The sequence below is a fragment of the Pseudocolwellia antarctica genome (assembly GCF_049933045.1).
GTDB lineage: Bacteria > Pseudomonadota > Gammaproteobacteria > Enterobacterales > Alteromonadaceae > Pseudocolwellia.
In genome coordinates this window covers 4,094,128-4,107,908 of the sequence record NZ_CP187926.1, presented here as the reverse complement: position 1 = coordinate 4,107,908, position 13,781 = coordinate 4,094,128, and the positions used below count along the sequence as shown (strand labels likewise).

8 protein-coding genes and 1 tRNA gene are annotated in these 13,781 nt (G+C 35.4%); 4 read left to right on the top strand and 5 right to left on the bottom strand.

Features of this window, described 5'->3' with window-relative positions:
* Positions 1-77 precede the first annotated feature (77 nt).
* Entirely contained in the window at positions 78-2,684 is a 2,607-nt protein-coding gene (locus ACPUVN_RS17840) for a penicillin-binding protein 1A (RefSeq protein ID WP_426358970.1), read from the top strand.
* Between the two features lie 320 nt (positions 2,685-3,004).
* The gene (gene pckA, locus ACPUVN_RS17835; RefSeq protein WP_426369566.1) at positions 3,005-4,615 is read left to right on the top strand and encodes a phosphoenolpyruvate carboxykinase (ATP); all 1,611 of its coding nucleotides are present in this window, start codon (positions 3,005-3,007) and stop codon (positions 4,613-4,615) included.
* Positions 4,616-4,761: 146 nt separating this feature from the next.
* Here pckA and envZ read toward each other — a convergent pair whose 3' ends face one another.
* From envZ to ACPUVN_RS17810, 5 genes are all read right to left on the bottom strand, one after another.
* Positions 4,762-6,060 carry a two-component system sensor histidine kinase EnvZ gene (envZ, locus tag ACPUVN_RS17830; RefSeq protein ID WP_426358972.1) on the bottom strand — a complete coding sequence of 433 codons (1,299 nt, stop codon included), beginning with the start codon at positions 6,058-6,060 and terminating at the stop codon, positions 4,762-4,764.
* Between the two features lie 150 nt (positions 6,061-6,210).
* A complete protein-coding gene (ompR, locus tag ACPUVN_RS17825) occupies positions 6,211-6,936 on the bottom strand; it encodes a two-component system response regulator OmpR (RefSeq protein WP_304367550.1) in 726 nt (241 codons plus the stop codon).
* Between the two features lie 154 nt (positions 6,937-7,090).
* The gene (prsR, locus tag ACPUVN_RS17820; protein WP_426358973.1) at positions 7,091-8,440 is read right to left on the bottom strand and encodes a PEP-CTERM-box response regulator transcription factor; all 1,350 of its coding nucleotides are present in this window, start codon (positions 8,438-8,440) and stop codon (positions 7,091-7,093) included.
* 32 nt (positions 8,441-8,472) lie between these two features.
* Positions 8,473-10,509, bottom strand: a complete 2,037-nt coding sequence (gene prsK, locus ACPUVN_RS17815; RefSeq protein WP_426358974.1) for an XrtA/PEP-CTERM system histidine kinase PrsK — start codon at positions 10,507-10,509, stop codon at positions 8,473-8,475.
* Between the two features lie 154 nt (positions 10,510-10,663).
* Positions 10,664-10,738, bottom strand: a tRNA-Arg gene (locus ACPUVN_RS17810).
* Between the two features lie 155 nt (positions 10,739-10,893).
* Here ACPUVN_RS17810 and ACPUVN_RS17805 point away from each other — a divergent pair.
* Entirely contained in the window at positions 10,894-11,544 is a 651-nt protein-coding gene (locus ACPUVN_RS17805) for a single-stranded DNA-binding protein (RefSeq protein WP_426358975.1), read from the top strand.
* A 62-nt stretch (positions 11,545-11,606) separates the two neighbouring features.
* Positions 11,607-13,721 carry a hypothetical protein gene (locus tag ACPUVN_RS17800; protein WP_426369565.1) on the top strand — a complete coding sequence of 705 codons (2,115 nt, stop codon included), beginning with the start codon at positions 11,607-11,609 and terminating at the stop codon, positions 13,719-13,721.
* Positions 13,722-13,781: the final 60 nt, after the last annotated feature.

Here is a 13,781-nt window from a genome sequence, read left to right as displayed (position 1 = left end):
TATTTTTTATACTATTTATTCTTGGAACGATATCTCTCGCAGCCCTTTATTTTTCAATGCGGTCAGAACTGCCAAGTGTGAATATTCTTAAAGAAATTCAATGGCAAACGCCAATGCAAATATTTAGTGCTGATGGAGAATTGATTTCTCAGTTTGGCGAAAAAAAACGCATTCCAGTAACTCTTGATGAAGTACCTCAACATTTAATTAACGCACTTCTTGCTACAGAAGATGACCGATTTTATTACCATTTTGGTGTTGATCCCATTGGTATGAGCAGAGCTATTCTGGGTCAATTAACAGGTCAAAATAAAGGCGGTGCTAGTACCATAACAATGCAAGTCGCTCGTAATTTTTTCTTAAGCTCAGAAATTACTTACACTCGAAAGATCCGAGAAATATTCCTTGCTTTTCATATAGAAAGTTTATTAACAAAAGATGAAATATTAACCCTTTATTTAAATAAAATTCCTCTCGGACATCGTTCATTTGGATTTGCCGCTGCTGCACAAGTTTATTATGGCAAAGAGCTAAACGATTTAAGTTTAGCACAAATAGCAGTTTTAGCAGGATTACCAAAAGCACCTTCTGCAATTAATCCAATACGCTCTCCAAGTAAAGCAAAAGCAAGACGAAGTGTTGTCTTAAGACGCATGCTCGATACAGACTACATTACAGATGATGAGTACGCTGAAGCAATGCAAGAGCCAATTACAGGAGAAAAGCACGGCACAGAAATACAACTTAGCGCACCTTACCTTGCTGAAATGGCTCACCAAGAAGTCTTAAATATGTTTGGTAAAGAAGCCGCTTACTCAGAAGGCTATAAAATATATACAACGGTTCCAAGTCATTTACAAATTGCAGCTCAACAAGCTGTTATAAAAAACTTACATGCTTATGATCAGCGTCACGGATACCGTGGACCATCATTAAGTTTACGTCCACAATTAAAAGAAACGGCTGAAGATGGCAACCCAGTAATTACTGATAATGAACGTTTAACAGAAACAGAAATAACACAAGCATTTAAAGAAGTGACAACTTATCAGTCGTTGATCGCCGCTGTTGTTACAGAAGTATTAGACAATTCAATAAAAGTCCGTTTAGAAAATAACAGTACTATTACAATAGATTGGGATGGACTTTCGTGGGCACGTCAATATATTACAGATAGAAGACAAGGCACGGCTCCAGATTATGCTTATCAAATTTTAACATACGGTGATGTGATCCTTATTAGTCGACAAGATGACCTCTACCGTTTGAGCCAATTACCATTAGCAAGTTCAGCATTAATATCACTATCTCCTGATGACGGTGCAATAAAAGCCATAGTTGGTGGTTATAGTTTTGAACAAAGCCAATTTAACCGTGTAACTCAAGCTAAGCGTCAAGTTGGCTCGAATATCAAACCTTTTATTTATTCGGCAGCTCTTGAGCATGGTTTAACTTTAGCTTCTTTAATAAATGATGCACCAATCAATCAATGGGACGAAAGTAGCGGTAGTGTGTGGCGACCAAAAAATTCTCCTGCAAAATACGATGGTCCTATCAGAGTTAGGCTCTCATTAGCTCAATCTAAAAACGTTGTTGCTGTTCGTTTATTTCGACAAGTCGGCAAAAAGAATATTATTAACCACTTGCAGTCTTTTGGCTTTCAGCGAGACGAAATACCTAGAAATGAAACTTTAGCACTAGGTTCAGCTTCTTTTACACCATTAGAGATTGCAACAGGCTATGCTGTTTTCGCCAACGGAGGGTTCTTAATTGAACCTTACTTTATAGACAGAATTGAAGATTCAAATGGCAATATTGTATTTAAAGCTAATCCTAAAATCGCCTGCGATGAAATGTGTATACAACAAAAAGTAATAGAAGCTGAACTTCTCGCTTCAGCAAGTGAAAAAATCATCGCCCAAGACGTTGTTGTAGAGTTTATATCGAACAATGATGACGACAACAATGAAAGATTAGATTACGAATCAACCGAAATTAATCAAATTAATAGTGAACTATCAAACAACGGTTTTGTTTCTGACGAGTCAACTTTCAAGTCAGATTCTACAAATACTTTGAATACTGTTGACACAAACATAAGAGAATTAAATATAGCTGAAAGAGTATTAAATCCTCAAAATGCCTTTCTAATTACCAATGCTATGAACTCTGTTATTTGGGGCGCAGATTGGAATAAAAAGCCTTATTGGCAAGGTACAGGATGGCGTTCTCGTGCATTAAAAAGAAAAGATTTATCGGGAAAAACAGGAACCACTAACCAATCTGTAGATGCTTGGTTTTCAGGGTTTTCGAGACGATTAGTCACTTCAACTTGGATAGGGTTCGATGATCCATCTAAAGATTTAGGTCGCACATCATATAATAACAACCTACCAAAAAATCAAATTACGGGCTCAGAGGCTGGTGCTAACTCAGCACAACCTGCATGGAATCTTTATATGAAAGAAGCATTACCTTACTTTCCTTATGAAGCTTTTACGCAGCCTAACGATGTTGTATCTGCACGTATAGATAAAGCTACAGGTAAATTAACTCATAAAACAGACCGTTCAAGTGACTTTGAGTACTTTAAAAAAGGGACTATTCCAACTGAATCGATACCTCAAAACGATACTTACAACTTGAATGAAGACGAGGATTCTAGTATTGATGGCATATTCTAACAAGAATCATGTAACCAACGCTGGTGACTTTCATAAAAAACAACAAATACATACGTAAAATTCACTAAAAGTAGATTTGTGATAACTTAAATATAGTTATTCACAAATCTCACCCTTCTTCAAAAAAACAAATAATAATTACAAAACAACGAGTTAAAGTTAAATCTATTTTATAATGTATTTTTACTTATAATATAGTTGTGAAAGTTATATGAAAACTTTCACAACGAAAGATATAAACCTTTCGCTTTCCATGAAAGTCAACTAGAATACTTACAAGCTTAATTCTATTTGAAACTTTACCGCTGGAGATACATCAGATGACCACTTTGGGAAATACAATCGATCTAACACAATACGGCATAACGAATGTTACTGAAATTGTTTACAATCCATCTTATGAAATGCTGTTTACTGAAGAAACCAAAAGTACGTTAACAGGCTTTGATAAAGGCGTAGAAACAGAGCTAGGAGCGGTAAACGTTAACACGGGTGTTTTTACAGGTAGATCCCCAAAAGATAAATATATTGCTAGAGACGATGTATCTCGCGACACTGTTTGGTGGTCTGATCAAGGTAAAAATGATAATAAGCCTATGACTCAAGAAACATGGGACAACCTGAAAGGTTTAGTTACGAGTCAATTAACAGGTAAAAGGTTATTTGTAGTAGATACATACTGCGGTGCAAATGATAATACTCGTTTGAAAGTTCGTTTTATTACTGAAGTAGCATGGCAAGCTCATTTTGTTAAAAACATGTTCATACGCCCTACAGATGAAGAATTAAAAAACTACGAGCCTGACTTTATTGTTATGAACGGCGCTAAAACAACCAATCCATTATGGAAAGAACAAGGCTTAAATTCAGAAAACTTTGTTGCTTTTAACCTAACAGAAAGAATTCAGCTTATTGGTGGTACTTGGTATGGCGGAGAGATGAAGAAAGGTATGTTCTCTATGATGAACTATCTTCTACCTCTTCAAGGTATTGCTTCAATGCATTGTAGTGCTAACGTTGGAGAAGATGGTGACGTAGCCATATTCTTCGGACTTTCTGGAACAGGTAAAACAACACTTTCAACTGACCCTAAGCGCCAGTTGATTGGTGATGATGAACATGGTTGGGATGACAACGGTGTTTTCAACTTTGAAGGTGGCTGTTACGCAAAAACAATTAATCTTAGTAAAGAAAATGAACCTGAAATTTATGATGCGATAAGACGTGATGCGCTATTAGAAAACGTTACAGTAGACGCAAACGGAAAAATAGATTTTGATGATGGCTCAGTAACTGAAAATACACGTGTTTCATACCCAATTCATCATATTGAAAATATTGTTAAGCCTATTTCAAGAGCGGGTCATGCTAAAAAAGTTATCTTTTTAACTGCCGATGCCTTTGGGGTTTTACCTCCAGTGGCTAAACTAACGGCTGATCAAGCACAGTACTATTTCTTATCTGGTTTTACAGCTAAATTAGCAGGGACAGAAAGAGGTATTACAGAGCCAACACCTACATTCTCAAGTTGTTTTGGTTCTGCATTTTTAAGTTTACATCCGACTCAATATGCCGAAGTACTAAAAAATCGTATGGAAGCCGTAGGTGCAGAAGCTTACTTAGTAAATACGGGTTGGAATGGCACAGGTAAACGTATTTCAATAAAAGACACACGTGCGATTATTGATTCAATCTTAGATGGCTCTATTGACGACACTGAAACATCTGTTGTGCCTTTATTTAACCTAGAAGTACCGAATACTTTAAAAGGTGTAAATACACAAATATTAGACCCAAGAAATACTTACGAAGCAGCGGGGGAATGGGAAGATAAAGCTCACGCACTAGCCACTCGATTTGTAAATAACTTCAAGAAATTTACCGATACTGATAATGGTAAGTCTTTAGTTCCTGCTGGACCGCAACTTTAAAGATATTTAAAGTTTAACTGTTCCGCCCTGAAATAGGCAACAAAAAAGCAGTATAAGATTCCCTTATACTGCTTTTTTATATCAAATATAAACTTGATCGGCTAAATAAATAAACTTGGAAAGTGATCTCCCAGTTCATAAATTAACTAAGTTAATTTAAACGGTAAAGTAACCGTAGCTTTCAGCCCTCCTTCTGCACCATTTGTTAACTCGACATTACCGCCATGAGAATCAACAATTCGTTTTATTATAGCCAAACCTAAACCACTACCTTCACCACCACGAGCTATATCGCCTTGTGTAAATGGTTGGAATAAACGAGAGATTTCATTTTCAGGTATTCCAGGTCCTTCATCCACCACAGTAAAAGTGATTTGATTACTTTTTACTTGTTCACTTAATGCTACCGTTATTTTACCGTCGCTATAACGTAATGCATTTTGAATTAAATTAGCCACAACTCGTTTTATAGCAATATAACGAATAGGCACTAATGAGATCACATTCTCTTTATAGTCAATAATACGATCATGAGTTTTTTCAGCCTGTATAACTTCTTTTAATAACTCATTTAAATCGCTATTTTCAACCATATCTTTAGTGTCATGACGAATATAATCAATGAATTGATCGATGATTTTATTCATATCATCAATATCACCTTCAATACCTTCTTTTAGAAACTCATCTTCGACAGACATCATTTCTGAAGCTAATCTTATGCGAGTAAGCGGCGTACGTAAATCATGAGAGATCCCAGCCATCAATAGATTTCGGTCATCTTCTAACTGTAAAATACCTTTCGACATATGATTAAAAGCTTGAGTAACTGAAACAACTTCAGTGGTTCCATGCTCTTCTAATGGCTCAGGGAAGTTACCCCTTCCAACTTCTTCTGCTGCATTTTGTAATGCGGTTAAAGGACGGTTTAATTGTCGAACAAACAGCCAGCCGCCCGCAACACTTACAATACCTAAAATCACTAGAATAACGAGCAATGGATATAAATTTTCTTCTTCTAACCCTGTTAACGGTATTTTAACCCACCAATTGGGCGACTGAGGTGGTCGTATCCAAAACAGATATTCATCACCTTGTGAAATACGTACTTCTGCAGGACCACCTAACAAAAATGACATTTCTTCAGAGCGAAATGGATAATGAATAGCATGCTGTAAACCTAGCTGCATTGCGACATTCTCACGATACACGCCTATCCCAGTTTCTTTATGAAACGCTTCAGCCATTGCAGGTCTTAAAACAGGATCGTCAATATCGATAAATACGGCTTTTACTTGTTTTGCGAGAAGTTGATTAACTTGTTGGGCGTTAGGTTGGAGGATATAAATGGCAATTGAGATATAAGAAACAACTTGATTAACTAAAAGTAAAACACCAATTAATAATACCGTTTGCCCAAATGCACTCTGTGGTAATACTTTCATAATAACTTTTTACCTAAAAACCTAAGTTTTTGATGGGCGATATTCAGTAACTTAAACGTGGAAATTACCTTTTAACTATCGGTTAAATACTGCCTAAAAACACTTCACCCTTTAATAAAGTGAAGTGTGTATTTTCAGTTGCTAAAAGATTTAAGCAGTTTCTTTACCTTCAGGAACAAATACGTAGCCTAAGCCCCATACTGTTTGTATATAACGAGGTTTGGCAGGATCTTCTTCAAGCATACGTCTTAGTCGAGACACTTGAACATCAATACTTCGCTCAAGAGCAGAATAATCTCGACCTCGAGCTAAATTCATTAACTTATCTCGAGAAAGTGGTTCTCTAGGATGGCTAATAAGTGCTTTTAGTACAGCAAACTCACCACTCGTTAATGGCATGCTCACATCGCCTTTCAACATTTCTCTTGTTGCTAGGTTTAGTTGATATTCGCCAAATGAAATTATATTTTCTTCTAAGCTTGGCGCACCTGGTGCTTCTAAAACTTTACGTCTTAGCACAGCTTTAATACGTGCTAATAATTCTCTTGGGTTAAATGGTTTAGGCATATAGTCATCAGCGCCTAATTCTAGACCAATAATTCGATCTACTTCATCACCTTTAGCTGTAAGCATAACAATTGGAATGTCGTTAGAGTTTTGACGTAAACGACGACAAATAGATAAACCATCTTCACCTGGTAGCATTAAATCTAATACTAATAAATGAAAGTTTTCACGTTCTAATAAACGATCCATTTGTTCTGAGTTTGCAGCACTTCTTACAACATAACCTTGTTCAACAAGATAACGTTCAAGTAATGCACGTAAACGCATATCATCGTCAACAACTAAGATTTTTGGAGTTTCTTGACCCATAGGAATGTTCTCTGTTTCGGTTATGTTTCTAATATAAATGAAAAAGCGCTAAAACTGAAAAGCTCCTTTGTGACAATGCCTAGGCATTTGTTACAAATTATGAATAGCTGAACAATTCTAACGCAATAAATATCTACACTCAGGTTAAATGAGGTTATTCACCTACATTCAAATTATATTTCTCAATCAATGAATATAAAGTAGGTCTTGTTACACCAAGTAACTCAGCTGTTTTCGACATGTTAGTATCTGAAAGTGAATAAGCTTTTTTAATCGCTATCGACTCAGCTTGTTCACGAACAGTACGTAAGTTTAAAGACAACTCAAATGATGTGTTTTCGTGATCAAAAAAGCCTAAGTCCATCGCCGTTACTTGTGTGCCTGTACACATAATTACAGAGCTTTTTACTTTGTTCTGTAACTCACGAATATTACCAGGCCATCTGTGTGCTTTAATTGCGGCAAAACCATCATCAGAAAAACTTTTTACATTACTTTTATATTCAATAGCATAACGTTGTAAGAAGTATTGCGCTAAAATAATAACGTCTTCATCTCTGTCTCTAAGTGGCGGAATATTTAAAGTTATTTCGCTAACACGGTAAAATAAATCCTCTCTAAAGGTTTTTTCTTTTACCATTTCTTCAAGGTTTTGGTTGGTTGCACATACCACTCTTACATCAACCGAAATTTCTTGTCTACCACCGAGTCGTTCTATCTGTTTTTCTTGTAAAAAACGTAATAATTTAGCCTGAAGGCTGAAAGGCATATCCCCTATTTCATCTAGAAATAAAGTACCTCCTTCTGCACACTCAATTTTACCTTTAGTGGTTTTATGAGCGCCTGTAAAAGCGCCTTTTTCAAAACCAAACAATTCACTTTCTAACAAGGTTTCAGGAATAGATGCACAGTTAATAGCAATAAATGGTTTGTCTTTTCTATCACTCGCTAAATGTACCGCATTTGCAGTAACTTCTTTACCTGTACCACTTTCACCCAACAATAATGCTGTGATTTGCGTAGGAGCAATGCGTTTAACCATAGTACGCAATCGATCAATAGTCGCACTATTACCAATAATACCGATATCGCTACCAGCAACTGAACGCATTAATCTATTTTCTTCTTCAATTGCAGCTACACTAAAGGCGCGAGAAACAATCACATTAATCACTTCAGCCTCTACGGGTTTCTGATAGAAGTCGTACGCTCCTGCTGCAATAGCTTTTAAAGCATTAGTTCTGTCGTCATTACCGGTTATAACAATAACTTTAGTATGTGGTGCTATCGTAAGGATTTCTTGAAGTGCAGCTAAGCCTTCTGAAGCATTCGCTTCATCTGGTGGTAAGCCTAAATCTAATGTCACTACTTTTGGTTCAAAACGTCTAACAGCTGCAATAGCGCTCTCTCTATCGCCAGCTAAAACCACATCGTAATCAGATAAGCTCCACTTAAGCTGTTTTTGAATACCTTTATCGTCATCAATGATTAATAATTTTTCCATTTAGAAAGAATCCTTCTTTTTTAATCTTTCATTTACATTAATGGTGAAGTTGCTGGTATGGTCACAATAAACTTACTACCCACGCCCTCTTCACTTTCTACTTTAATAACCCCCGAAATGCTTTCGATGAATTGCTTGGCTTCGTATACACCAATCCCCATTCCAGCATTACCTTTTGTTGTATCAAAAGGTTTGAACAATCTTTTTTCTATGAATGCTTTCGACATTCCTGTGCCATTATCTTCAATAATTACAAGTGCGTCATTTGCGCTATTATTCAATGAAACTTTCACCCAACCATCAGGTTGTGTCGCTTCCTGAGCATTTTGGATAAGATGGTTTAAAACCGAAAACAACACCTCTTTATCCGCTATAACCGTCGCATCTTGTTTCACTGTAAATGTAACCACAGGTTTTTTAACGTTTCTCTGCTCTACGACTTTCGTGAGTACATCACTAATAGTAAACGTATTACTCTTAGATTGCGCCACTTGTTTATTACGTAATTGAGACAATACTTTATCTAAGCGTTCGGTCGCAGACTCTACCGTTTCAAAAACATCATCAATAAACTCAGGATTGTCCCTATGTTTTTGAGCATTTGTTGTTATCAGCCCAAGTTGAGCTTGTATGTTTTTTAGATCATGAACTAAAAAAGCCGACATTCGATTAAATGCATCAAATTGTTTTGATTCTGCAAGCTTATCGTTCGCTTCATATAACGACAAAACGTTACCTAACTGCTGAGAGATGGCAAAAAGTAAATCGCGATCTTCCCAATTTAATTTATTTGATTTTTTCTCTGTAGCTAAAATAAATAAACCGTAAAAATCTTTACCAATAAAAATAGGTACTACAACCGATATGTTTTTCTCTTGCCATTGTAATAAATTAAGTGACAGATCAGGGTAAATACTAGGACCTTTTGAATATTCTTTTAAATCAATGATCCAGCCCTGGCGCTTACAAAAATGGCAAAGATGAATTAATTGCGGAACAAACATATCTTCAAACTCTAACCCAGAAGTATATTTAGTTTCAAACTGCGTATTAGACACTTGTTTAACAATAGCACCATATTGAGCATCGGTTTTATCCATCATGATTTGAGTCGCCATTTGATAGTTATTTTCGGCGTTACTCGTTTCTATCTTTCCTATGAGATTAAGCCACTCATCTCGGTATTCATATTTATTCGCAAAGAAATTCTTTGCGATAAAAACTTTAACGTTTCTTCGTAAGGTTTCGGTTGCTAATAAAACAATGAGCACTACGCCACCTAGAGCCAGAAAACCAATACTAAATACAGATCCCCATTTACCACCTAAGTAACTAAGTACATAACCAACAATTGCCATTACAATTAGATATAAGCCGGCAATCATGAGCATAGAACTGTAAAAAACAACATTTCTTGAAACGAAAATCCTTACCGAACCATTTTTAATTCTACGTGTACTTATGAGTAACAGTGGTACAACAACTATCGCGATGAAGCCTCGACTGAACCAAAAATCGAAGTCTAAACCTTGCACCATCATTGCTTGAGCATACAATACGAAATCAAATAACGAGACACTTGCAATCGCAATAACAAGTGGCCATATCGCCCACCTGACCTGAGAGTCGGCACTGCGATATAATTGCTCAAGTAAAACCAATGCCCATAAATTTAATACGATGAATAATAAGAACAAATATTCATAAGAAAAGTTAAGACTATAAGTAAGCCCCCAGCAACTTAGCATTAAACCTAACCATATTAAGCAATACTTTCTTATATAAAAATTGGAGAGTAAGCGCCGAAAAGTAGGTTCTTCTGTATTGCAAATAAGAATTAGAATAGACCAACACGCTATTTTAAAGCCATCAGCCACCATAACGAGCTGTAAGCTAAAGCCCAATTTTATTTGAAGTGCAGCGACTAAATTAGCAATTAAGGTAGATAATGCACAAATAATTATGCATCGAGCCATCAAGGTATTATTTCGAGCAGCCAGAATGAGTAATGTAAAAATAACATATGAAAAGCTTGCAAAGGCAAACCCTAAAAAACCAATTGAATTCATTGCTATTCATCCTATGTGCTTCTGGATAAAGAGACAGATATGCTTTATGACTCTTTAAAAACTAATAATATATTAACGTTAAAACACGACTTTTTCTATGTATATGTAGTTAATACAAAAGGATTTATTATTGGATTATTATTAATATAAGAATTGGCGCTCTCGGCAGGAATCGAACCTGCGACTTAGACTCCGGAGGTCCACGTGATATCCACTTCACCACGAAAGCACATTAAGAGGCTGCGATTCTAGTCAAAAGCGTACCTTATTTCTAGTATACAGCTAAAATAAATAGCTTAGCGGCACTAATATAACAGCTAGTAGTTGCCTATCATTACAAGTTTACGTACATTGTATTATTTACTTTATATCGTTTGAAAATCCATGCACAGTAACACGCTCGCTCAAAATCATTTATGTAATACCGTTTTACTAGGCAACCTAGTTGATAAACCCATTATCAGATACCAAGCCAACCCTGTTTTAGCTATTGCTGAATTCACTTTAGCAACACACAGCAAATGGTTTGATAAAAGTAGTAATCAATATAAAGAATGGACGCGATATCATGTAGTAAAGGTAATAGGTGAAGTTGTTGAGCGCTCTCTTATTCATGCACAAAAAGGCGATATAATATTATTGCGCGGCTATTTACTCAATAGTAAAAAAACAGGCCGTGAAATAATACATGCAACCTATGCTCAAACTTACCCTAAAGGCTATGCTAAATCACTGAATCAAATTCATTGCAGTGGGCAAATTGACTCCCCTATTAAATTCGTTACAACAGAACAAAATAAAGAATTAGTAGAGTTAACGCTTTCAACTAACTTCTTTGTGCATTCATCTGTGACACAAGAACTTAAAAATATAGAAATAAAACGCCCTATCCATATATGGGGAAAGCAAGCTGCTTATATTAATGATCAAGCAAAAATAGGCGACCAATTAGTGATTGAGGGTAAACTAAGTTATTTAAATAACTCAAATAAATCGCAATTAATTGATTGTCAGCAAGTGATATTGTTAAAATAACGTAATAATGGAATATACTATTATTTGAATCCTCGATTCACTTAAAAAAGCCTATGGGTAAAATGAATAATAATAACAGCTCAATAACCTTACAAATCATTAAATATCTATTCTTAACATTTGCTATGTTAGGAGCTAACCCTCTATTAGCTAACGATTTCTATAGTGTAGATCCTTATATTGATTTCTCTACCCAAGGAATGAAAGAAACCACTTGGTTAGCGCCTATTGCAAATACCACGCAAGATGATGAACTATTTTTTGTTAATACACATGGCGAAATATATCGTTCTAAAGGGCAAAAAGTTGGCACCGAACCTGTTATTAATTTATCTGAGCATATAAAAAATCAAACAAACCTTACATTTACAGCATTAACACTTCATCCAAGCTTTGATTTACCCGATCAAGAAGGCTCCTATGTAATTTATACTGCCCACATAGAAAAATATGACCCATCCATTAAGAAGAATCGCTTAGATAATAAAGAAATAGAAAAAAGTCATAGTCACGATGCTGTAATAACAGAATTTCAGCTAAGTAATGTAAACAATAATAAAGTGAATATAATTCATCAACGAGAAGTATTACGTATAGCCTCTACTTCTGCAGATATTAATATAAATCAACTGTCTTTTAATCCTTACCTTAAATCATGGAGTGATGATTTTGGATTACTTTATATAGCGTTTGAAAATGACAATACACTACAAAAAACAAGTTTATATTCTGGAACTATCTTACGTATAAACCCTAATAAGTTTGGGCTAAAAAATTATACTATCCCACGTAATAACCCTTTTATAAAAAACCCACAGGTTGAAGATGAAATTGTAGTGCTTGGTGCTCAAGAAATACAACATTTTACTTGGTCTAAAAAAACCAGAAACCAACTAATACTGACTCACCAATTTAATGCAGAACAAAACATATCAGTAACGCCTGTAGGAAGTGACTACTTACAAACAGAACCTTTAAACATAATATATAAACGTAAAAATCCAGATAGCTTACTCTCTACTGTGTATTACCGCAGCAGAGAACTAAATACCTTATGGAATAAAATACTCTTCATTGAAAAAGTAAATAATCAATGGCAGTTGAGCGCGACAAATATCGTCAATCAATCAGAGAGTGAAGTAGTTCCGACAGCGGTACTAAACTTAAATCCAAAACAAGTTAATCCCGAGAGTCAGCTTGCTTTATATATACCACGTGAGAATGAATTGCTGATATGGGATCGCTCACAAGCCATCATTTATAAAGTTCTCCCTCACTTATCTACAGACAAAAATTTTTCTTCTGTGAAAGAGTTACCAGAAGAAAGCGGTTCTAATACATTACCCTATACTTTTTTAATATTGATACTTGCAGCCATCCTATTTATTTATATAAAGAAACAGTACGGGCAAAATATCATTAGAAACAAATCATTATTGAGAGCTAACTTTGCTCGTTTTGAATTTGATACCGAGACTAAGACTATCTCTTTGTTCAAACGACATGAGACTGAAGTAAACACAAGCTTATCGGTTGTGGATATTGCTTCAAGTGAAGTTTGGTTAAATAACACTTTATTAAATACTGTCAGTATAGAAAGTGGACGTGGGTTTGATTTGCCAAAAGAAAATGCTCTTAGACTCAGTTTTGAGCAAGAACACCGCGATAAAATGGTCGATGATAAAGTTAGACAAATCTCAGTAAAACTAATAACAAGTCAATCTGAGCAATACCATATTTGTGCTTACTTAAGAGAAGGTAATCAAAGGTTAACTAAAGAAAAATATCACAACGTTATTGATCATATTATCGATTGGAATTGGTACTTTTCTGCTTTAATTAATAAAAATGAAACGCCAGAAAGACCTGTAAAAACGCCTGAAGTGAAGCCAAAGTTAAAACCTGAAAAAGCTAAAGTTATTACACCGATAAAAACGAAAGAAGTGCTCGATAAAAAAGTAGAACCTACAAGTTTAGCAGAAGAAAAAGTGACTCAAAGTTCAGTAGTTGAAAGCTCTACAGCTAAAACTAAAACTAAAGCAAAGATCGACACTAAATTGATCGAAGCATTAAATAAACTTGCGGTATTAAAACAGCAAGGCTATTTAACAGAAGAAGAGTTTGCTTTAGCTAAAGCCAATTTATTAGAAAGCTTATCAGCATCTTCTGCAGATTAAGCAAAATGTCCAATGCCTTGGCTTAAAAAACTACTTTTTAATAAGAGCACATTATGGCTG